At 60.0% G+C, this 20,080-nt stretch carries 21 protein-coding genes; 5 read left to right on the forward strand and 16 right to left on the reverse strand.

The features are described 5' to 3' along the window. The first annotated feature begins 36 nt into the window (after positions 1-36). On the forward strand, positions 37-621 hold the full coding sequence (locus I6J26_RS10810; protein ID WP_395858296.1) for a GNAT family N-acetyltransferase: 585 nt from the start codon (positions 37-39) through the stop codon (positions 619-621). 52 nt (positions 622-673) lie between these two features. Continuing rightward, on the forward strand, positions 674-1,798 hold the full coding sequence (locus I6J26_RS10815) for a CAP domain-containing protein (RefSeq protein WP_115021583.1): 1,125 nt from the start codon (positions 674-676) through the stop codon (positions 1,796-1,798). Positions 1,799-1,813: 15 nt separating this feature from the next. On the opposite strand, the gene I6J26_RS10820 is transcribed toward I6J26_RS10815, so the two are convergent. From I6J26_RS10820 to glpX, 4 genes are all read right to left on the reverse strand, one after another. Beyond that, a complete protein-coding gene (locus I6J26_RS10820; RefSeq protein ID WP_115021584.1) occupies positions 1,814-3,388 on the reverse strand; it encodes an MDR family MFS transporter in 1,575 nt (524 codons plus the stop codon). Next, entirely contained in the window at positions 3,382-4,017 is a 636-nt protein-coding gene (locus I6J26_RS10825; protein WP_395858297.1) for a TetR/AcrR family transcriptional regulator, read from the reverse strand. The genes I6J26_RS10820 and I6J26_RS10825 overlap by 7 nt, the downstream gene beginning before the upstream one ends. Before the next feature lie 160 nt (positions 4,018-4,177). Further along, positions 4,178-5,578 (reverse strand): class II fumarate hydratase, encoded by a 1,401-nt coding sequence (locus I6J26_RS10830; RefSeq protein ID WP_115021586.1) that lies wholly within the window; start codon positions 5,576-5,578, stop codon positions 4,178-4,180. Positions 5,579-5,677: 99 nt separating this feature from the next. Then, positions 5,678-6,697: a class II fructose-bisphosphatase gene (glpX, locus tag I6J26_RS10835; RefSeq protein WP_115021587.1), complete on the reverse strand. Its 1,020-nt coding sequence runs from the start codon at positions 6,695-6,697 to the stop codon at positions 5,678-5,680. A gap of 201 nt (positions 6,698-6,898) precedes the next feature. On the opposite strand from glpX, the gene I6J26_RS10840 reads away from it, so the two are divergent. Next, the gene (locus I6J26_RS10840; RefSeq protein WP_115021588.1) at positions 6,899-7,492 is read left to right on the forward strand and encodes a DUF4245 domain-containing protein; all 594 of its coding nucleotides are present in this window, start codon (positions 6,899-6,901) and stop codon (positions 7,490-7,492) included. On the opposite strand, the gene I6J26_RS10845 is transcribed toward I6J26_RS10840, so the two are convergent. The 3 genes from I6J26_RS10845 to xseA all read right to left on the reverse strand — a co-directional run bounded on the left by I6J26_RS10845 (position 7,479) and on the right by xseA (position 9,412). Further along, a complete protein-coding gene (locus tag I6J26_RS10845) occupies positions 7,479-7,832 on the reverse strand; it encodes a hypothetical protein (protein WP_115021589.1) in 354 nt (117 codons plus the stop codon). The genes I6J26_RS10840 and I6J26_RS10845 overlap by 14 nt on opposite strands. Further along, positions 7,833-8,105, reverse strand: coding sequence for an exodeoxyribonuclease VII small subunit (locus tag I6J26_RS10850; protein ID WP_115021590.1), 273 nt, complete (start codon positions 8,103-8,105; stop codon positions 7,833-7,835). It abuts the gene before it with no gap. Between the two features lie 65 nt (positions 8,106-8,170). Then, on the reverse strand, positions 8,171-9,412 hold the full coding sequence (gene xseA, locus I6J26_RS10855) for an exodeoxyribonuclease VII large subunit (protein ID WP_115021591.1): 1,242 nt from the start codon (positions 9,410-9,412) through the stop codon (positions 8,171-8,173). A gap of 128 nt (positions 9,413-9,540) precedes the next feature. Between xseA and I6J26_RS10860 the strand changes: the two genes are divergently transcribed. Then, the gene (locus I6J26_RS10860; protein ID WP_181815354.1) at positions 9,541-10,500 is read left to right on the forward strand and encodes a 4-hydroxy-3-methylbut-2-enyl diphosphate reductase; all 960 of its coding nucleotides are present in this window, start codon (positions 9,541-9,543) and stop codon (positions 10,498-10,500) included. Here the strand turns inward: I6J26_RS10860 and I6J26_RS10865 are convergent. Genes I6J26_RS10865 through I6J26_RS10875 form a run of 3 tightly spaced genes read right to left on the reverse strand, consistent with a single transcriptional unit; the run spans position 10,497 to position 13,855 of the window. Then, entirely contained in the window at positions 10,497-11,231 is a 735-nt protein-coding gene (locus tag I6J26_RS10865; protein WP_239121784.1) for a DUF6542 domain-containing protein, read from the reverse strand. The two genes, I6J26_RS10860 and I6J26_RS10865, sit on opposite strands and share 4 nt — an antisense overlap. Before the next feature lie 35 nt (positions 11,232-11,266). Beyond that, entirely contained in the window at positions 11,267-12,367 is a 1,101-nt protein-coding gene (locus I6J26_RS10870) for a DNA recombination protein RmuC (RefSeq protein WP_239121785.1), read from the reverse strand. Positions 12,368-12,373: 6 nt separating this feature from the next. Beyond that, positions 12,374-13,855 carry an AI-2E family transporter gene (locus tag I6J26_RS10875; protein WP_115021593.1) on the reverse strand — a complete coding sequence of 494 codons (1,482 nt, stop codon included), beginning with the start codon at positions 13,853-13,855 and terminating at the stop codon, positions 12,374-12,376. Positions 13,856-13,902: 47 nt separating this feature from the next. On the opposite strand from I6J26_RS10875, the gene ychF reads away from it, so the two are divergent. Then, complete coding sequence (gene ychF, locus I6J26_RS10880) at positions 13,903-14,988, forward strand: redox-regulated ATPase YchF (RefSeq protein ID WP_115021594.1); 1,086 nt, start codon at positions 13,903-13,905, stop codon at positions 14,986-14,988. Here the strand turns inward: ychF and I6J26_RS10885 are convergent, their stop codons facing one another. From I6J26_RS10885 to I6J26_RS10910, 6 genes are read right to left on the reverse strand one after another with little or no spacing between them, the layout of a single operon-like run. After that, the gene (locus tag I6J26_RS10885; RefSeq protein WP_115021595.1) at positions 14,989-15,831 is read right to left on the reverse strand and encodes a MurR/RpiR family transcriptional regulator; all 843 of its coding nucleotides are present in this window, start codon (positions 15,829-15,831) and stop codon (positions 14,989-14,991) included. An 18-nt stretch (positions 15,832-15,849) separates the two neighbouring features. Then, positions 15,850-16,668: a phosphonate ABC transporter, permease protein PhnE gene (gene phnE / locus I6J26_RS10890; RefSeq protein WP_115021596.1), complete on the reverse strand. Its 819-nt coding sequence runs from the start codon at positions 16,666-16,668 to the stop codon at positions 15,850-15,852. Further along, positions 16,665-17,459, reverse strand: coding sequence for a phosphonate ABC transporter, permease protein PhnE (gene phnE / locus I6J26_RS10895; RefSeq protein WP_115021597.1), 795 nt, complete (start codon positions 17,457-17,459; stop codon positions 16,665-16,667). Before phnE (I6J26_RS10895) ends, phnE (I6J26_RS10890) begins: the two co-directional genes overlap by 4 nt. Then, positions 17,456-18,256: a phosphonate ABC transporter ATP-binding protein gene (phnC, locus tag I6J26_RS10900; RefSeq protein WP_115021598.1), complete on the reverse strand. Its 801-nt coding sequence runs from the start codon at positions 18,254-18,256 to the stop codon at positions 17,456-17,458. The genes phnE (I6J26_RS10895) and phnC overlap by 4 nt, the downstream gene beginning before the upstream one ends. A gap of 45 nt (positions 18,257-18,301) precedes the next feature. After that, a complete protein-coding gene (locus I6J26_RS10905) occupies positions 18,302-19,294 on the reverse strand; it encodes a phosphate/phosphite/phosphonate ABC transporter substrate-binding protein (RefSeq protein WP_115021599.1) in 993 nt (330 codons plus the stop codon). Positions 19,295-19,320: 26 nt separating this feature from the next. Further along, positions 19,321-19,977, reverse strand: a complete 657-nt coding sequence (locus I6J26_RS10910) for an HAD family hydrolase (RefSeq protein WP_115021600.1) — start codon at positions 19,975-19,977, stop codon at positions 19,321-19,323. Between the last annotated feature and the right edge of the window lie 103 nt (positions 19,978-20,080).

Here is a 20,080-nt window from a genome sequence, read left to right on the forward strand (position 1 = left end):
GTGTAGCTTGGCAGAATTGTAGTACGCCCAGTAATAATGGTGGCCATGAGCGAAAACGCGAAAGACAAAAAGAAGGATTTCCGCATCCGCCCGTTCACTGCAGCGGACTACCCGCAGATGCGTGAAATCTACGAGCAGGGCCTCAACACTGGCCACGCCACCTATGAGACCCGCTCGTTGACCTTCGAGGAGTTTAAGAACGTCAAGATTATGTCCTCGGTCTTCGTCGCCGTTGAGGCAGAAGATGACTCGAAGGTGCTCGGCTGGGTCTGCGCCGCACAGGCCTCCACCCGCACCGTGTTCCACGGTGTGGTGGAGGACTCCATCTACTTGAGCGAGGAAGCCCAGGGACGAGGCATCGGCGGCGCCTTGTTGGACCGACTCATCGAGGTGTGCCGTGACCTCCACAAGTGGGCTATCCACTCGTGGATCTTCCCGGAGAACGCAGGTTCTGCTGGCCTCCACAAGTCTCGCGGCTTCGTGAAGGTGGGAACCTACTCTCACATGGCAAAGATGACCTACGGTGACCTCGCGGGCCAGTGGCGTGACACCGATGTCTACGAGTTGCTCCTGCCGAAGCCGGAGGAGAAGAAAGCAGAAATCGCGGACAAGCGGAAATAGGTGCCACTAAACTAGAGGATGTATTTATTCCTCTAGTTTCCGTGGGTGAACCATGTCTCTCCGCACATCCGTGCTTTCCCTTACCACCGCCGCAGTCGTCGCAACCGGTGCTTTTGCAGCACCTGTCGCAACGGCTGCGGATTTTCCATCTGCAGGCTCGGTTCCTGTAGCTCAGTTCGACGTTAATTATCCCGATGGTGTGCTTGGTTATGTCTTCGCTGAGCCCGTCATGGAGTCCGAGATCGACCTAATGGTGCGCCAGATTCGGGCCATCCGAGCTCGAGCCTGGGATGCGAATCTCTCCATTGGGAATGTACCGCTACGTGACCTCGCGCAACGTGAGGGGCTTGATTCCCGTGAAGAGTACGTTAACTCTATTTCCTGGAGTCGCGGACTCGAGCACGCTGCGCTGCAGAGAGCAGCCGAGGAAAACCTTGGTCCCGAGTTGGATCACCATCGTGTGCCGGGGGTCGACTGCTGGAATGTCACCGATGCCTTCAAAAGCGCCGAAAATGTTAACTACAAGGGCGCTGATCAGGCAATTGATGGTTGGGCCGAGGAATGGTCGAACAAACTCAGCGGTCACGGGGAAACTGGTCACCTGGACAACATGATTTCCCCGAAGAATCGATTTTTTGCAGTTGCTGAAGTTGGCACAGCTACTGCCGGAGAGTTTTCCTTCAAAGATTTCGAAGATGTGGAAAGGAACCGCACGTCAACGCGCTTAGATAAGGGGCGGTATGCTTTCCCGATTGCCGTTCCCCCCAGCGAAATTGACAATGCTGAACTGTTCTTCACCGGAGGCATCGCACCGGGTGCCTCGGGTGGATTGGGGCTCCGGATCGAAGGTTACAATGGTGCGCTTTTGGGGATCCCGGCGGCGTCGCCAAGCTCCAGCGATCCGGAGGTCCTCGAGGTCAACGAAGACGGTACCTACGAGGCCAAGGCGGAGGGTACTGCAACCATCACGCTTAATACGTATGAGCTGCGCAATGGCCAGCCTCAGGTGTCGGACAACCAGGTGACCAAGACGGTGACCGTGCGCAAGCAGTCCCTGGGTGGAGACTTGAGTTCTGGCGGCATGAACGCTGGGACAATCGTGGCGATTATCTCCGGCGTGCTCGCGCTCATTGGAGTGGCTGCACAGGTGGCGCGCCAGTTGGGGATCCTGCGATAGACCTCCCTGGGATGTTTAGGAGATGGTCTCCTTGAGGTGCTCTTCGCGCACCGGCAGAATGAGCAAGAGTGCAATGATGGCCATCGGAACCATGAGCAGGATGACCGGGGTCAGGCCGTCGTTGTAGGCGTTGAGAATGACGTCCTTAATCGGATCCGGCATCTGGGCAACAAGCGACGGGGTGAGGTTGGCGGAGCCACCGTCGGCGCTCGCGAACTTCTCAGCGAAAGGCTTGCCGGCCGCACCCATGGACTTGATGGCGGCAGGCATGTTAGCGGCCAATTCATCCTTCATGTTGTGGATGAAGAGGGAACCCACCAGTGAAGCACCGATGGCAGAACCAATCTGGCGGAAGAAGTTATTTGCCGCGGTCGCAGTTCCGACGAGGGCGATGGGGAAGGAGTTCTGAACAATGAGGACCAGAACCTGCATGACAAAGCCTAGGCCGATACCGAAGACGAGGAACTCTGCGCCAAGCTGAACCAGAGAGGTTTCTGCAGTCAGCTGAGACATCCAGAACAACGTACCGGCGGTGATGGCTAGGCCGATGATGGGGTAGCGCTTGTAGTGGCCGGTTCGGGCGATAATGAAGCCAACGCCCGTGGAGGTACCAATCATGCCGACCATCATGGGGATCATCATGAGACCCGCCTTAGTCGGGGTCAGAGTGTGGACCATTTGCAGGTAGGTCGGCATATATCCCAGCACACCGAACATAGCCAAGCCCAAGACCATGCCAGCGGCGGTGGTAAGAACCATGTTGCGGTTCTTGAACAGCTGGACCGGGATGAGCGGCTCCTTGGCCTTGGACTCCACAAAGACGGTGATGATGGAGCCGATGACCACGGTAATGCCAAGCCCAATGATGATCGGATCGGACCACTCGTACTGAGTACCACCCCACGTCGTCATGAGGATGAGAGACGCGGTGGTAATCGCGATGAACACAGCGCCGAGGAGATCAAACTTGCGCAAGTCCGCATCGCCGACGCGTAGGTGGAGAACCAAGGTGCAGACCGTGATGGCGAGCAAACCCAGTGGGATGTTCATCCACATGCCCCAGCGCCAGCCAGGGCCGTCCGTGAACCAACCACCCAACACCGGTCCAAGGACGGAGGACAGACCGAAGACGCCACCCATGATGCCCATGAACTTGCCGCGCTCACGGGAAGTGGTGACCTCCGCAATGATGGATTGGGAGGAGATCATCATGAAACCGGCGCCAAAGCCCTGCACGGCGCGGCCAATAATGAGCAGATTCATGGTGTCGGCGAAGCCGCCGAGTGTGGAACCGATGACAAAGATGGCGATGCCACCAATGTAGAGCCACTTGCGGCCCATCATGTCACCGAGCTTGCCGGAAATCGGCATGGCAATCGTCATCATCACCAAGAAAGCGGAGATGACCCAGCTCATGTGGTCCACGCCGCCAAGTTCACCCACGATGGTGGGAAGGGCAGTGGCGAAAATCATCTGGCCCAGGGAGCTCATCAGCATGGTGAGCACTAGGGCAGAGAAAACGAGGGCAAGGTTGTGCTCGGGCTTGTTATTGTCGGCCGGAGAGGCCGGCTGAGCCGCGGTATCTACCATGTCAGTCCTTTCGAAAAGTCGTTAATAAGTGTGAGCGCAGATTCGAAGCGTTGCTCAAAGGGAATGGAGCAGCTGAAATCCGGCGATGCTGTGGCTATCCAGAAGGCTTCCCTCATCGCGGAGGCAATGAGAATGGCCTCCGTCTCAGCCGTGACGGAGGGCATCTGCTGCAGGTCAGGATCCTTTTTGAGACGCTCTGTGATGAGCTCCAGGATCTCGTTGGACTTGGCTCGCTTGCGGCTGAGCGACGCCGCCGCAGCGTCAGCGTCACCAGAAATCCGGCGGCGACGTTCCGTAATCACGCCATCAACGTGTTGGCCAACGAGATGGTCCTTGACAAGGTCCACTGCCAGCCTGAAGACGCTATCCGTGGGGGTGTTAAGGAACGCGCTCCTCTGTTCCTCCGTGAACTCGTGGCTGGGGGCGCCAAGTACGGCAGAATCCTTGGAGTCGAAGTAGTTGAAAAAGGTGCGCCGAGAAATTCCCGCTGCGTCACAGATTTCCTCAACGGTCACGTCGGCAAACCCGCGCTCGTCCACTAAGCGAGTGGCGGCGTCTTCGATTTGCAGGCGCGTCTTGAGGCGCTTCTGCTCGCGTAATGACAGTTCTTCTTGCACAGAGTGCAACACTACACCCAGTGTAAGTTTGCACCAAGTGCAATGTTGGTGATTTTTGAAAAAATGTATTAAAGGTATGGTATAGGTCACCATAGGTGGTGGAGGTAGACGGTGAAAACGACGAAACCGCCCTCCCGAAGGAGGGCGGCAGGGCCGTGAGCGGGCGGGACTTTTAGAAGTCGTCGCGGTCGCGGTTGGTCATGGTAAGAACGTTGAGGCGCTCGTCGAGCTCTTCCTCGGTGAGGTTCTCACCGTCAACGAAGCCAAGGTCGATGACTGCCTCGCGAACAGTGATCTTCTCGTGCAGTGCGTGTTTGGCGGCCTTGGCGGCGTTCTCGTAGCCAATCTTGGAGTTCAGCGGCGTCACGATGGAGGTGGAAGACTCCGCGAACTTCTTCATGCGCTCCTCGTTAGCCTCAATGCCGTCGATGCACTTCTCAGCGAAGACGCGGGAGACGTTTGCCAGCAGACGGGAAGACTCGAGGACGTTGCGGGCCATCATCGGGATGTAGACGTTGAGCTCGAACTGACCGTTGGAGCCACCGAACGCTACAGCTGCGTCATTGCCGATTACCTGGCTGACCACCATGGTGGCAGCCTCACACAGAACCGGGTTGACCTTGCCCGGCATGATGGAGGAACCCGGCTGCAGATCCTTGAGGTGAATCTCAGCCAGACCGGTCAGCGGGCCGGAACCCATGAGGCGGATATCGTTAGCAATCTTGTTGAGGGAGATAGCCACGGTGCGCATTGCGCCGGAGAACTCCACGAGGGCATCGCGCGCGGCCTGAGCCTCGAAGTGGTTCTTGGCCTCAGACAGCTCCTTTACACCGGTGAGCTTCACGAGCTCCTCGGTGACCTTGGCGCCGAAGTCAGCGGACGTGTTCAGGCCCGTACCGGTAGCGGTGCCACCGATGGCCAGCTCGCCCAAACGCGGCAGGGTCGCTTCGACGCGCTCGATGCCGAGCTCGATTTGGCGTGCGTAACCGCCGAACTCCTGGCCCAAGGTAACCGGGGTGGCGTCCATGAGGTGAGTACGGCCAGACTTCACCACGTCGGCGAACTCCTTAGCCTTTGCCACGAGGGACTCGTGCAGGACCTTGAGGCCTGGGATGAGGTCATTGACAGCAGCTTCAGTAGCAGCCACGTGGGTGGCAGTGGGGAAGGTGTCATTAGAGGACTGGCCCATATTCACGTGGTCATTCGGGTGAATCTCCACGCCGTTGTTGTGGGCGATGGAGGCGATGACCTCGTTGGTGTTCATGTTGGAGGAGGTGCCGGAACCGGTCTGGAAGACGTCGATGGGGAAAGCCTCATCGTGCTTGCCCTCAGCAATTTCAGTAGCAGCAGCGATGATGGCGTCTGCCTTCTCGGCGTCCAGCTTGCCGGAATCCTTGTTCACCTGAGCACACGCGGCCTTGAGGAGACCAAGCGCGCGAATCTGAGCGGACTCAAGGCCGCGGCCAGAGATTGGGAAATTCTCCACTGCACGCTGGGTCTGGGCGCGCCACAGAGCGTCAACCGGAACCTTGACCTCGCCCATGGTGTCGTGCTCAATGCGGTATTCAGTCATGAAGTCACCTTTTCTTGTGAAGTGAAATGAGTTGGGGATTTAGTGTGTGCCGTGGCACGGCATTGACCGCTACCGTAGCACTGTTATGAGGTCAGTGGACTAGCTTTCCTCATCGTGTGGATTGGTGTAGTCCACAACGGAGTATTCCTGGAGCTTGGCCAGCTTATGGATGGAGTCCACGTAGCGGATGGTTCCGGACTTGGAACGCATGACGAGGGAGCGGGTAGTCGCTCCATTCTTGCGGTAGGACACACCACGCAGCATGTCGCCGTTGGTGACACCAGTAGCGGCGAAGTAGCAGTTCTCAGAGGAGACGAGGTCATTGGTGGTGAGCACGCGGTCGAGGTCGTGGCCAGCCTGGCGAGCCTTTTCTGCTTCCTCTTCATCCTTCGGCCACAGCTTGCCCTGGATTTCGCCACCCATGCACTTCATGGCGCAGGCGGTGATGATGCCTTCCGGGGTTCCGCCAATGCCCATCATGAGGTCAATAGAGTTGCTGTCCTGGCAGGTAGCGATGGCACCAGCCACGTCACCATCCATGATGAGACGGACCTTCGCGCCGGCCTCGCGGATCTCCTTGATGAGCTGTTCGTGACGCGGGCGGTCGAGCACCACAACAGTCAGGTCAGAAGCTTTAATGCCCTTAGCCTTAGCTACGGACTTCACGTTCCAGGCAACGGACTCGTTGATGTCAATGGAACCGACGGCATCCGGGCCCACCGCAATCTTCTGCATGTAGAAGACAGCGGACGGGTCATACATGGTGCCGCGCTCAGCAGCGGCGATGACCGAGATGGCGTTCGGGCGGCCCTCAGCCATGAGACGGGTGCCGTCTACTGGGTCCACGGCGATGTCCATTTCAGCGCCCGTGCCGGTGCCGACCTGTTCGCCGTTGAAGAGCATCGGGGCTTCGTCCTTTTCGCCCTCACCAATGACAACGACACCGTTCATTTCAACGGAGTTGATGAGCTTGCGCATGGCATCCACCGCCGCGCCATCGCCTTCATTCTTCTGTCCACGGCCAACCCAGCGACCTGAAGCCAACGCAGCAGCCTCGGTGACGCGCACCAGCTCCATGGCTAGGTTGCGGTCGGGGATATAAGACGTGTTATCGGACATGTGTGATTGGTCCCTTTCTTTTCAGGTGGCTCAGCTCGGGGTGGGGGAAATACCCGGCATACGTTTTCTATTCTTCCACTTTTGTGGTGAATCCAAGCCCGAATGCCTCCCCCAGATGTGGGATTGGGGGTGATTGGGGTCGTAACCGCAGGTAGACAGCCGGTGTCGCGTTCGCGGGAGGCGGCGTGCGATACTAGGCGGGTGGCTGCTGAAGAGAAACCAAAGATTTTCGAGGGTGCGCGTGACATCACCTTGAGTGTCGGCGTCATTCTCATCATGATGTTCGTCGCGGTGGGCGCTACGGGTCTGTGTTCGATTAACCCGGAAAAAGCGGGGCCGGTGCAGGATGTTGACGCCGCGACCTTCCTGGAGATGGAAGCACGCGGACATGGAGCCGTTATCCGTGAACCAGCGTTGCCGGAAGGGTGGCAGCCCAATGCAGCGCGCCGCAAGCAGATGGGCGCTGAGACTGGCTCCGTGGTGAGCTGGCTGACCCCACATGAAGGCTACGTCGAGTCGGCGCAGACACAGCTGGCGCTTGGCGACGTCCCCTCGGCCTACGACTCCCACTACCGTGCCCACTCCGAGCACCGAGAGGTAGCAGGCCACGACGTCGAAATCCTGAGCAGCGATGATAAGGACGTTCGCCCCCTCTGGATTACCGATTTGGGCGATGCCCGCCTAGTACTGACAGGCTCAGCCTCGGACGCAGATTATGAAACAGCCTTGACCGCCTTCGCTAAGGCGGAGCCGCTCAAGATTGCCGAAGACGGCAGCGTCATCAGCGGAAACTAACGCGCTGGAGCGTGCCGTTCCAGTCCACGTCGACACTGTCGCCGACGGTCTGGTTAAGAGTTTCTTGGTCGAGACCACTCAGCTGCGTCTTGCCTAGGTAGACATCGACCTTTTCGTGCTGTGACTTGCCGGGGAAGAGAGTAATCTCAGTGAGCTTGTCCTGGGCAAAGCGCAGAACAATCGAGCCCGAAAAGTAGCTGATCTCCTCGCCGTGGGCGGTATGCGGGGTGCCGAAAAATTCCTCGGCGAGGTGGCGGGGGTCACCGAACATCAAGGAACCTGCTCCACCAGACTTGGAGACGAAATCGACACGTTCACCCGGGTATCCGTAAATCTTCATTTACGCTTCCTCTACTTGTACGTCTTCTTGGTCGTCGTTCTTACGTAGTGCTTCCTCTACGCGCTTGGAGGCGCCATCTAGGTGTGCCTCGCAGGCTTTGGCTAGAGCCTCACCACGTTCCCAGTACTTCAGGGACTCATCGAGGCCCATCTGGCCCAGCTCTAGAATCTTCACGGTTTCAATAAGCTCATCACGAGCTTGCTCGTAGCTCAGTTCCGCAACGGGAGGGAATGCGTCCTGGCCGGGTTGTCCGGTGCCAATGGTGTCAGTCATGGTGGTTCCTATCTGTTTCGTGTGCGTCGTGTGTGCGTATTTCGTCTGTGTTCAGTGTAGGGAGCTCAGTCTGCCGGCTGAGAAGCCATCGCCGCGGCGGTGATGGAGCCATCGCCCACGCGGATGCGTAACTGCGAGCCCGGAGGTGATTGCTTATAACTCGTGACCACATCGGGCCCACTCCCGTCGCGCGGGACGACCTGCACGATGGCATAGCCGCGCTCGAGTGTGGCCGAGGGGCCTAAAGCAGAAACCCGAGCGCGCAGCGACGCTACCTGGTTGCTTTCCCGATCTAAGTGGTGCGTGATGACGCGTCGGATGAGCGACACGTGATGCTCCAGCTCGTCGCGACGGGCGTTAATCGGGACCATAGGGTCTGCCAGAACCGGACGCGAGCGGATATTCTCCAGTCCTCGGCGCTCGCGCTCGACCCATCCGCGGAGTGCTGCCGCCATCCGGGAGCGGGCTTCATTAATGAGCGCGTATTCCTCGGCTGCGGAAGGGACGACGCGCTTTGCAGCATCGGTCGGGGTAGCAGCGCGGAGATCGGCGACGTCATCAAGCACGGGGTGGTCCGGCTCGTGACCGATAGCTGACACCACCGGGGTGTGGGCCTCAGCGACTGCACGCTGGAGGGCTTCTTCAGAAAAGGGGAGGAGGTCTTCGACTGAGCCGCCGCCGCGGGCAATGATGATGACATCAACCTCCGGGTTGGCGTCGAGAGTCCGCAGCGCATCCACGACCTGTGTCACGGCGGTAGCGCCTTGCACTGCGGTGTTGATGACCTCGAACTGTACGGCCGGCCAGCGGTCCTGCGCCACGGAGATAACATCACGCTCGGCATGAGAACCACGCCCGGTAATAAGGCCGATCTTTTTCGGTAAGTAGGGCAGAGGCAGCTTGCGAGAAGGATCGCACAAACCTTCCTGGCGGAGGCGCTGACGCAGCATCTCCACGCGGGCGAGAAGATCGCCGATGCCCACGTGGCGAATGTCGGTGACCCACAGTGAGAAGCTGCCGCGACCTGCATAAAAGGCCGGTTTGCCGTAGACCACAACGCGGTCACCATCCTTGAGCGGTGAAGGAGCGTTGCGGATGAGCGAGGTATTGCACGTGAGCTGTACGGACTTCTCCTGCTCCACATCACGCAGCGTGATGTAGGACAGCTTCCATGTCGGTTTCATGTTGAGCTGGGTAATCTGGCCCTCGACCCATAGAAAGCCAAGACGCTCAATCCAGCCTTTAACTTGGTCATTGACCTTGCCAACGGGCCACGGTGCCTCCGCGGAATTAGCCGGTTGGTTCACGCGTAGTCCTTCCTTCGTGCTGTGTTCTGCGTACAGTCTAGGAGGTGCCTCGGACATTCACTGCCAGCGGGCAGCGATGCTGGGGAGGGAACTACAGTATGCGGCGGTTTTTCGATACTCTTGGTGCCATGACTGAAACTGCCAAGAAGGTGCTCCTGGCGGCTCCACGCGGCTACTGTGCCGGTGTCGACCGTGCAGTTGAGACTGTGGAAAAGGCGCTGGAGAAGTACGGCGCGCCGATTTACGTGCGCAAGCAGATCGTGCACAACCGCTTTGTCGTGGAATCGCTAGCCAAGCGTGGCGTCATCTTCGTCGAGGAAGCCTCCGAGGCTCCTGAAGGCGCGCACCTGGTCTTCTCTGCCCACGGCATTGCCCCGAGCGTGCGTAAAGAAGCACAAGAGCGCAAGCAGCTGACGTTGGACGCCACGTGCCCACTGGTGACCAAGGTCCACAAGGAAGCGCAGCGCTTCGAGCGCGACGGCTACCACATTCTCCTCGTGGGCCACGAGGGGCATGAAGAGGTGGAAGGCACCGCTGGTGAGGCGCCGGACGTAACGCACTTGGTGGATGGCATCGAGGGCGTCGATAAGCTGCCAGACTTCCTCCAGAACGAGAAGCTGATCTGGCTTTCCCAGACCACTTTGTCGGTGGATGAGACCATCGAGATTGTCAATAAGCTGCGCGAGCGTTTCCCGCACTTGGAGAACCCGCCGTCAGACGATATTTGCTACGCCACCCAGAACCGCCAGGAGTCGGTTAAGGCGATTGCCCCGAAGTGCGACCTGATGATCGTCGTGGGCTCCCAGAACTCGTCGAACTCCAAGCGCCTCGTTGAGGTAGCGCTGGAAGCCGGCTCGACGGCGTCCTACCTCGTGGACTTCGCCTCCGAAATTGAGGAGGCATGGCTCGACGGCGTCAACACCGTGGGCGTGACGTGTGGTGCCTCTGTTCCGGAGCTGCTCGTGCGTGAGGTTCTCGAGTTCCTTGATCAGCGTGGTTACAGCGATGTAGAGCAGGTAACGACCTCGACGGAGACCATTACCTTCTCCCTGCCTCGCGATCTTCGTCCGGCGCGTACTGGGCGCTAATTCTCTGCGTTAGTCTTCGTACAGGTTCTCGTCGAGTTTCTGCTGAGGGCGCCTCTGTGTGCGGCGCGCTTTCTCCGCGGATTCGGCCGCAGCGCGGAGGAAGTCCTCGCGCTCATCCGTGTCGGGGAGGCTTGGCGGCGCTTTTCGCGCTCCTCTGCTTGGCGGCGCCGGCGTTCCTCGCGGTTACGTTCACGAACGCGGGTGTTCTCACGTGCCACTAGCTCTGCCACGGAGAGGCGCTCAGAGCGGTTGCGCTGGTCCGCGGCAATGTCCGCGCGGCGCTTCTGTAGGGCCTCAGCTTCGCGGCTCTTAGCGTGGTTGTTGCTGCGCCATGCACGCAACACTGCGAGAAGCGCACACGCCAGCACCGTCACGATGAGGACGGGAAAGTGCTGGACCAGGGGGAACGCAGAGGTCAGTAGCGCCGTCTTAGAAAACGGCGATGCACCTTCCGGCAAAGCGGTGGTGGAGGTGATGAAACCAGCACCGACGGTGCCGACCGCATAAAGCAACGGCAAGCTGATGACCGTCATGTACAAGCCGCGGGTCTCCACGAGCCATGTGACGGCGAGCGAACCAAGGCCAAAAATCAGCGCAAAGGGCAGGCCGACGCGGCCCAGCACGCCGGAGACTGCCATGGCCACGAGGACCACGACGAGCGCTACAAAAAGCGCTCGAACGGTGGGCATCCCGCGGCGGGGTGGGCGGCGACGATTTTTGGCAACTGACACGACGAGAGAGTTTACCGGGATCGGCGCCTGAAACGTTAGTCATTGTGGGCGCGCCGCGGCCATGACTCGACGCTGCGCGGTTCTCGGGGCTGGCGATCTACGCGGGCGGGGATGTCCATCTCCTTGAGCCGGCGGGCGGTGACACCGACGCGGGAATCCAGGCTGGCCAGACTAGCGTTATAGGCTTCGACGGCGCGTTCCAGGCCACGTCCCACCTTGTCATAGTGTTCGTTGAGCGTATTGAGCCGTGTATACAGCTCGCGCCCCAAACGTTGGACCTCTCGAGCTTTGTCGGAGATCTCTTCGTGCTGCCAGCTCACCGCCACGGTACGCAACAGCGCAAAAAGCGTGCTCGGCGTAGCGATGACGATGTTGTGCTCGAAGGCGAACTCGAGCAATTCGGTATCAACTGCCAACGCCGCATCCACGAACGCGTCCGCGGGGACGAAAAGGACGACGAACTGCGGATGAGGAGAAAAGGCCTCAATGTAGTCTTTGCCCGACAGTGCCTGGACGTGCGCGCGCATGAGGTGGGCATGGCGCCGAAGGAAGCCAGCGCGATCCTCAGGGTCTTCGCTTTCTATGGCGTCGAGGTAGGCACTGAGCGGAACTTTGGCATCGACGACGATGCTCCGACCGCCGGCCAGGTGAATAACCAGGTCGGGGCGCACAGCTGCGCCGTTGATATAGGCGGTGACCTGGGAATCAAAGTCCACGTGTTTGCGCATGCCGCCGAGCTCGACGACGCGCTCCAGCTGCATCTCTCCCCAACGTCCGCGAACATTCGGCGAGCGCAACGCGCCAACGAGTTTGTCGGTGCGGTCCGACAAGCGCGTAGAGGTGCGAGTAACTGCCTGGACCTGGCTGCTGAGTGCTGCAAACGAGCTGGCACGGTCTTCTTCAATCTCTTGGAGCTGCAGCCCGAGTCGGTCCATGGCCTTCTCCAGCGGTGCGAGTTCCGCTTGGCGGCGCTGTGATTCCTGCAGGGCGCGGTGCTCTTCAGAGGGCTGGGAGGACTGCGTGGAGTAGGCGCGGGCCAGCCAGCCCAGAACAGCACCAATGATGAGGCCAAGGAAAAGGAGCAGCACGGGAAGAGTGGACGTCATGCCTGACATCATGGCATGCGCCGCGGACATGGACCGCTAGTCTTTATCCTTCGACTGCAACATCTGTTCGAGCGCCCCAATAGCGCGTTTGATTCCAGCGCGGGCGCCACTTTCTCTATCGCTGAGGTCCGCGTCGACATCGACCTTGCGGTCCAGCGGGCTGGTGCCGTCGGTCGCTACATCATCCGCAGCACCCTCGGGCGCAACATGGTCAGGGATGGACAGCCATTTCTCCCGTTTGCGGTCACCTTGCTCTTGGGTATAGCGCCCGATAAGGAATCCAGCCACCGTGGAGAACTGTAGGTCTCCTGCAGTGCGCTCGCCGGATTGGAGCATCATCATGTCCTGGAAGTAACGGTAGACCACCGCGATGGTAGCCGCGGCCGGAACAGCGAGGAAGCCTCCGACGAGGCCGAAGAGAGCAGAACCCACGGTGACCGAAATGAGCACGATAACCGGGTGCAGGTTCATGGCCTTGGACTGTAACCACGGGGAGAGGACATTTCCTTCGAGCTGCTGGACCAACAGGACAAGGCCGAGCACGAGAAGCGCCTTGGTGAATCCCAAAGACACCAGCGCGATGGTCACGGAGAGCGCACCGGCCACAATCGCGCCGACAAACGGGATAAACCCTGCAATAAACGTGATGATCGCTAGGGCCATGGCCAAAGGAACACCGATGAGCGCAAGCCCGAGACCGATAAAGACAGCATCAACGGCGGAGACCACCGCCTGCGCGCGCACGAAACCGCCAAGCGTTGTCCAGACACGGGTGAGCAATTCAGTGAGGTGCCAGCCAGTACGGCGGCCGGTAGCATCACGCAACCAGGGGAGGAAGTTGTGGCCATCCTTGAGGAAGAAGAAGGTAAGCACCACGATGATGAACAACGTCACCACGATGGACGTTGCCGTACCGATACCGGTGAACACGGAACCCGCGATGGAACCGGCTTGGCGCTGCAGCCATAAGGCGACTTCGTCGATATAGACACCGATTTCATCCGGGTCAAGGTTGAGCGGCGGACCCTGGGCCCACAGCTGCAGGCGTTGAATACCTTCGACCGTCTGCAGGTACAGCGTCTGGGATTGCCGTGCGAAGTCGGGCGCGATGAACACAAAAAGTGAACCAACGGCAGTAAAAGACACCAAAATCGTGATCGCTGCCGCCAGTGCTGAGGGCAAACCTTTTCGCCGAAGAGCGCTCGCCACGGGAGCCAGCACGGTACAAATGATCAGCGCGATGAGCACGGGCAAGATGCCGCGCCAAAAATTACCCAGCATCCGGAAGGAGGCATAAAGGAAAAGCCCGATGATAAACAGTCGCAGCGCCCACAGTGAGGCAGACTTGATGACCTCACCGACCACCACTGAGCGGTCCACTTGGTTGCCTGGGGGATGTGGGGAGACGTCGTCCAGCGTGGCGGCGTCGACAGAGTCGTCGAAGCGCCCGCCGAGCGCTGCCTCCGCAGCGGCGAGCTCGGGGGAGGAGTGCTGAGGGGTTGACTGATCGGAACTCACCCCACCATCTTGCCTTAAAAGATCCGGGGTGCGTTAGGATTGGCCCCGTGAGTCTTACACTAGGAATCGTCGGCCTGCCCAACGTGGGCAAGTCCACGTTGTTTAATGCCCTGACCCGTTCTGACATTCTGGCTGCGAACTACCCGTTCGCCACCATCGAGCCGAATGTTGGCCTCGTTGAGCTTCCTGATTCCCGCCTGAACCGCCTCGCGGAGATCTTTAGCTCCGAGCGTATCCTTCCGGCCACCGTGTCTTTCGTGGATATCGCCGGCATCGTCGAAGGCGCGTCCAAGGGTGAAGGTATGGGTAATGCCTTCTTGGCCAACATCCGTGAGGCAGATGCCATTTGCCAGGTCGTACGTGCCTTCGCCGATGAAAACGTGATCCACGTTGATGGTGAAGTTAACCCGGCGCGTGACATTTCTGTCATCAATACCGAGCTCATCCTGGCGGACCTCCAGACCATTGAGAAGGCCTTGCCGCGTCTGGAGAAGGAGGCCAAGAAGAATAAGGAACTGACGGAGACTGTCGAGGAGACCAAGAAGGCGCAGGCCATCCTGGAGGATGACCGTACCCTCTTCGCTGCTTCCAAGAGCAATGAGATTGACCTAGCTCTGCTGCGCGAGCTGCACCTCATGACCGCGAAGCCTTTCCTCTATGTCTTCAACTCGGATGAGGCCGTGCTCACCGATGACGCCAAAAAGGAGGAGCTGCGCCAGCTCGTCGCCCCTGCGGAGTGCGTCTTCCTTGATGCCCAGACGGAGACCGAGCTTCTTGAGCTCGACGAGGCAGAGGCGATGGAGCTGCTGGAGTCTGTAGGCCAAGAGGAGCCTGGCTTGGCGACGTTAGCCAAGGCCGGTTTCGCGACCCTCGGCTTGCAGACCTACCTGACTGCCGGCCCGAAGGAAGCCCGCGCATGGACCATCAAGCAGGGTTCTGCCGCACCTCAAGCAGCTGGCGTCATCCACACCGACTTTGAGAAGAAGTTCATCAAGGCTGAAATCGTGTCCTTCGATGACCTTGATGCCGCTGGCTCTATGACTGAGGCCCGCAATGCCGGCAAGGTCCGCCAAGAGGGCAAGGAATACATCATGCAGGATGGCGACGTCTGCGACTTCAAGATTGGTGGTTAGCTAGCCTTCCATCGCGGATTGCAGTACCGAGAGAACGGTGCGCCGAGCTTCGACATTCTCGAGGTGTGAATCCACGAGCGTGACGAGCGCCTCGAGGATAAGAAGAAAGGCGACACGTGAGGCATCCGCGAGTTCCGCACGAAAGGTTCCATCGGGGGAGGGAATAACCAGTGTGTAGGCGGAAAGCACCGCCAGCGGCGAAGAGGTAAACGAGGTTAGCGCGATGATGGTCGCTCCCGTCTTTTCAGCCGCGGTGGCGGCGTTGAGCGTGAGCGTGGTAGCCCCAGAGCCGGAGATAACAAGACACACGCACTCGGAATCGAGTTGCGTTGCCGCAATGTGCTGGCCCATGGCCTCGCCCACAAACTCCGCTGGGCGCCCAATGCTGCTCAGCCGCAGCGCCGTGGTCTGCGCGAGAGGCGCCGACAGTCCGTTACCCACGACGAGGACGCGCTTGGCGCTCGATAGTGCTGCCACCGTGGACGCCAGCTCTTGCTCATCGAGGAGTGCAGTCAGCCCCCGAAGATAATTGCTAAAAGAGGCGATTTCGGCGGACATGCGGCCGACGTGGGTGGAGTCGGCGTCGGGAAGCGGCTGTGGCCGCTGAGCGATCTCCTGGGTGAGAGCCACACGCAGGTGCTGATAGCCGTCGTAGCCCAGTGCTTTCGCTGTGCGGATGACTGAAGTGCGGGAGGTACCGACTCTAGCCGCGAGCTGATCCGCCGTGGCGTGGAGGACAAAGTCCATGTCCTCCAAAATGGCTTGGGCCACGCGCTGCTCGATGGGCTGCAAGCTAGGCATGCGCGTAGTGATGTGTGCGGAAGGCGGGGCAGTATCAGTCATAGGGTCTGGGGATTTGGTTTAGGTGTATTTGGCCGCCACGATCCGGCGGCGAATGGCACCGGAGATGGCGTCGATGGACATGGTGATGACAATGACGACTATAAGCAGCACGCCCACGACGTCCCACTGTCGGTACTGCGTATAGCCGGTGAGCATGTCGCCGATACCACCCACTCCAATGAGGCCGAGGACGGCGGACGTACGTACGTTGATCTCAAAGCGATAGAGCGCCAGGGATGCTAATTCAGGCTGGACGATTGGCCACGTTCCCCAACGCACCATTTCTGCGAGGGTGCCGCCAGAGGCATTGACGGCCTCAGCCGGGCCGGTCGGCGCGGTTTCGATGGCCTCATAGGTCCACTTGGCATGTGTACCAATGCCGCCGATCGCCAAGGCGAGCGCACCAGTAAAAGGAGTGAGTCCAGTGACTGTCAGGATGATGATGGCGATGATGATCTCCGGGACCGCGCGGATGATGGCGAAGAGTGCGCGCAGCGGCAGGCATACCCAGCCCGGGGAGACAGTGTTCGCGGCGAGGATGCCGAGGATCGTAGAAAGCACTACGCCAAGAAGCGCGCCGATCCACGCCATGGCCACGGAGCGCCACGTCTGGAGGAGTGCTTCACCAAGCTTAGACCAGTCCGGGTTAGAGAACATGAGCACGAGGTAGTGCCAGATGTTGGCGGGGAGCTCTTTGAGCGCGGACAAGTTGACATCGATATAGCCGAAAGACAGCGCAAGGATGACCAAAATTCCGGCCCACGCAGCCCCGACACCCCAGCTGCGGGAACGTGAAGGCAGCGCGGATGGTGCAGTTGCTGGAAGTGCAGTGCTCATCGCAACCTCTTTCGCAGGTTGACGGATACGACCTCGAGGGCGATGACGACGACGAGCAGCTCCAGCACGATGGCGGAAAGCGCATCGTAGCGGTAGAAGCCGCGGACCTCATCGATGAGCAAGCCAATGCCACCCGCGCCCACGAGTCCCAATACCGCGGAGATACGGACGTTGAGTTCGAGAGAGTAAATGACCTGGCTGGCAAAGGCGGGCCAGGTTTGTGGGAGAGCAGTCACGCGATTGATCTGATTCTGCGTACCACCAGCGGCGCGGCCGGCCTCCATGTAGGAGTCATCAGCGGAGTCGATGGCTTCGGAGACGAGTTTGACCACGATGCCGACGTCGAAAAGCACCAGCGTAATAATGCCCGGGAGGGCACCCACGCCGAGCATGGCGACGAGAATGGTGGCGTACACGAGATCGGGCACCGCGCGGATAACGTTGACGATACCGCGCACGAGTGTGCGCCACGGCGTCGACGGATTCGTCGGGCGCGCGGCCCACAACGACAGCGGAAGGGCAATCACCGCGGAGATGGCGGCACCCACCACGGCCATGGCTAGGGTTTCGAGCAGAGGCTCCCACGTGCGCGGAAGGATCGACCAATCCGGGGTGAACATCTGCGCGAGCCTGTCGGCACCGTTGCGCCAGTTGCGTGCGATGTGGCCTAGGTTGATGTCAATTCCGCCCCAGGCGGGGATGCACGTGGCGATGGTCAGCGCGATGAACGCGGCGATCCCGCCGAGAATGCCGGGCCAGTTGCGCTGACGAGGAGGAAGCACGGCTGTCATACTGCGCTCCCTTGGCTCCCCAGCTGGTCTTCCTCGCGGATCCGGCGGCCATAAATGGCCTCGAAATCCTCCACGGTGGACCCCTGGGCGGGGCCATCGAAGACGATCTTGCCGTGGCGAATGCCGATGATGCGGGTCGCGTAGTCCTGGGCCAAGTCCACAAGGTGCAGGTTCACCAATGTGGTGAGGTCACGCTCGGTATTGATGCGGCGTAGATCCTTCATGACGGAGTGCGCGGTAGGCGGGTCGAGGGACGCCACGGGTTCATCGGCCAACATAATGGCCGGCTTCTGGGAGAGGGCGCGGGCAATGGCCACGCGCTGCTTTTGGCCACCAGACAAGGCGCCGGCCTTGTTCCACGCTTTGTCGAGGATGCCCACGGATTCCAACGCCTCGGCGATAACCGCTTTGTCCTCCGACGTGGAGATGCCCAGCAACGTGCGCCAGCCAGGGTTGTGGGAGAAGCGGCCAACGAGCACGTTGGCGAACACACTCGCGCGATCCGCCAGGTTGAACTCCTGGAAAATCATGCCGATGCGGCCACGGAGCTTACGCAGCTGGGAGCCTTTCGCGGCGGAGATCTCGTGGGGGCCAACGAAGATTCTTCCTGACGTCGGCTTAACGAGCCCGTTTATGCTGCGGATGAACGTGGACTTACCGGAACCCGAGAGACCGACGATGGCGACGAATTCACCGGGGGCGATGTCCACGGAGACGTCGTCAAGCGCCAGCGTTCCGTTGGGGTAGCGCACCGAGACATTCTCGAACCGAATGCCCCACGCCTTCTCCTCCGTCATGGGGAACCTTTCTGAGTGGGAAATGGGCAGTGGAGGAGCGTGAACCTACTGCGCGAAGCGCTCGTTGACCTTGCGCGCCATGTCGATGGACTCCTTCTTAGCCGGAACCCAGTCGGTGATATCGAAGATGGCGGACATCGTGTCTGGGTCGACCTCAGAGAAACCATCCATGAGGTCGGTGATTTCCTTGCGGCGCTCTTCTGGGACATCGTCCGAAATGACGACGCCGCCGTTGGGGTACATGTCGGTGTATCCGAAGACGACGAGCTTCTCAGCCAAGTCAGGGGCCTCGGACGAGTCGATGGTGGAGCGTGCGTCCCAGAAGCTAAAGCCCACCTCAGCGTCGCCGTTGTAGACAGCCATGATGGAAGCATCGTTGGAGGTTACCGGGACCTTCTTGAGGCTATCGACGTCGATACCCTGGGACTCCATCGCCATGACGGGCAGCTGGTAGCCGGCCGGGGAGGTGGCACCGAGCATAGCGACGGTGGTCTCACCATCGATCTTCTTCAGTGCCTCGAGGCCCTTCGGCCCCTGGCCCTTGTTCTCGTCTGCGGTGGCGGTGCCGTTGCAGTAGAGGTACTCGGCGCCGCTGGCAGCGTAGGTGGACTTGACTGGCTCATCTTCGCAGTACTTGTCCGGGTTGTTGGTGACGAACTGGCCGGCGTAGGAATCTGCACCGAAGCGCTCGTCCTGCAGCACAGCGTGGGCGTCGTACATGTCTTCAGCGGAGGCCAGCTGTGCAGCGGAGGCGATGGCGATGTCTGCTTGGCCGGAGCCGATGGCCTCGACGGCGGCCTGGTAATCCTTGGTCACGACACCCTCGACCTCCACGCCGAGCTCCTCAGAGAGGTAATCGGTCAGCGGCTTCGCGGTGGTCACCAGGTCATTGACCTTCTCGTTTGGGATGAGCGCGAGGGTGAGCTTCTCATCGGAGCCCTTGGCAGAATCGGAACCGTTATCGGAGTCGGAAGAGCAGGCGGTGAGGGAGAGGGACAACGTAAGTGCGGTGGCGGCAAGAGCGGTGAAACGGCGCATAATGAATGTCTTTCTGTGCGTGTGGGTTAAAGAGCGGAGGTCAGTTCGGGAAAGATGTCGGTGACGCGGGTGACGCGCCACGTCGGGTCAGCCTCAGGGGAGGTTGCGAAGGGGGAGTCAACGAGCACGGTGCGTCCGCCTACGGCGGCCACGGGTGCGAGGTCGAACTCCCAAATATCGCCGAAGGAGATGAGGTGAGTCGGATCCGTGTCGGCGAGATCGGTGTCGAGGATTCGGGTAAGGCCTTCGGGTTTGCCCACTCTGGTGTAGACGGTGTCGAAGGACCTGTCGAGGCCCAGTGTGTGAAGGGCAGCGCTGAGTCCAATCTCTGGAGAGTTAGTCGCCAGAATGGCGCGGCCGGGGTAGGAGGCAAGGAAGTTAGCAAGCCCCTCAGGGGCGGTGATACCGGTGTCGGCGAGGTTCTCCCGGGAAGCCATATATGCCTCCTGGCAGGTCTCTTCCGGCACGTCGAGTTCAGCGGCGAGAGTACGGACGAGGTGGTAACCGTCGCGTGCTGAGCCGACGTTATCGGAGTTCAACAGCGCTTCGGCGTCTTGAGCAATGGATGGGTGCCCGGCTTTCTCTGCAATAAGGTGCGCATAGGCCAGCACGGGACCGTGGCCAAGGCTGACGGTCCCGTCAAAATCGAAGAGAAGGACTGGGCGAGTTATGTCTGTGGACATAAAGTACAAACTAACGGCGGGTTATGTACTTCGCGACCGCAGGCGGTAAACATTCAGTGAACAGTGCGTGCACATCTGGCTTTGGTACCCTAAGGGGCTGTAA

It is taken from the genome of Corynebacterium minutissimum (assembly GCF_016889765.1).
GTDB lineage: Bacteria > Actinomycetota > Actinomycetes > Mycobacteriales > Mycobacteriaceae > Corynebacterium > Corynebacterium minutissimum_B.

Bases quoted from the DNA above. Each gene is read 5' to 3' on its own strand.
- I6J26_RS10810 (WP_395858296.1), top strand. From the start codon at position 37: ATGGTGGCCATGAGCGAAAACGCGAAAGACAAAAAGAAGGATTTCCGC.
- I6J26_RS10815 (WP_115021583.1), top strand. From the start codon at position 674: ATGTCTCTCCGCACATCCGTGCTTTCCCTTACCACCGCCGCAGTCGTC.
- I6J26_RS10820 (WP_115021584.1), bottom strand. From the start codon at position 3,388: ATGGTAGATACCGCGGCTCAGCCGGCCTCTCCGGCCGACAATAACAAG.
- I6J26_RS10830 (WP_115021586.1), bottom strand. From the start codon at position 5,578: ATGACTGAATACCGCATTGAGCACGACACCATGGGCGAGGTCAAGGTT.
- glpX (WP_115021587.1), bottom strand. From the start codon at position 6,697: ATGTCCGATAACACGTCTTATATCCCCGACCGCAACCTAGCCATGGAG.
- I6J26_RS10845 (WP_115021589.1), bottom strand. From the start codon at position 7,832: ATGAAGATTTACGGATACCCGGGTGAACGTGTCGATTTCGTCTCCAAG.
- I6J26_RS10850 (WP_115021590.1), bottom strand. From the start codon at position 8,105: ATGACTGACACCATTGGCACCGGACAACCCGGCCAGGACGCATTCCCT.
- I6J26_RS10860 (WP_181815354.1), top strand. From the start codon at position 9,541: ATGACTGAAACTGCCAAGAAGGTGCTCCTGGCGGCTCCACGCGGCTAC.
- I6J26_RS10870 (WP_239121785.1), bottom strand. From the start codon at position 12,367: ATGTCCGCGGCGCATGCCATGATGTCAGGCATGACGTCCACTCTTCCC.
- I6J26_RS10885 (WP_115021595.1), bottom strand. From the start codon at position 15,831: ATGACTGATACTGCCCCGCCTTCCGCACACATCACTACGCGCATGCCT.
- phnE (WP_115021596.1), bottom strand. From the start codon at position 16,668: ATGAGCACTGCACTTCCAGCAACTGCACCATCCGCGCTGCCTTCACGT.
- phnE (WP_115021597.1), bottom strand. From the start codon at position 17,459: ATGACAGCCGTGCTTCCTCCTCGTCAGCGCAACTGGCCCGGCATTCTC.
- phnC (WP_115021598.1), bottom strand. From the start codon at position 18,256: ATGACGGAGGAGAAGGCGTGGGGCATTCGGTTCGAGAATGTCTCGGTG.
- I6J26_RS10905 (WP_115021599.1), bottom strand. From the start codon at position 19,294: ATGCGCCGTTTCACCGCTCTTGCCGCCACCGCACTTACGTTGTCCCTC.
- I6J26_RS10910 (WP_115021600.1), bottom strand. From the start codon at position 19,977: ATGTCCACAGACATAACTCGCCCAGTCCTTCTCTTCGATTTTGACGGG.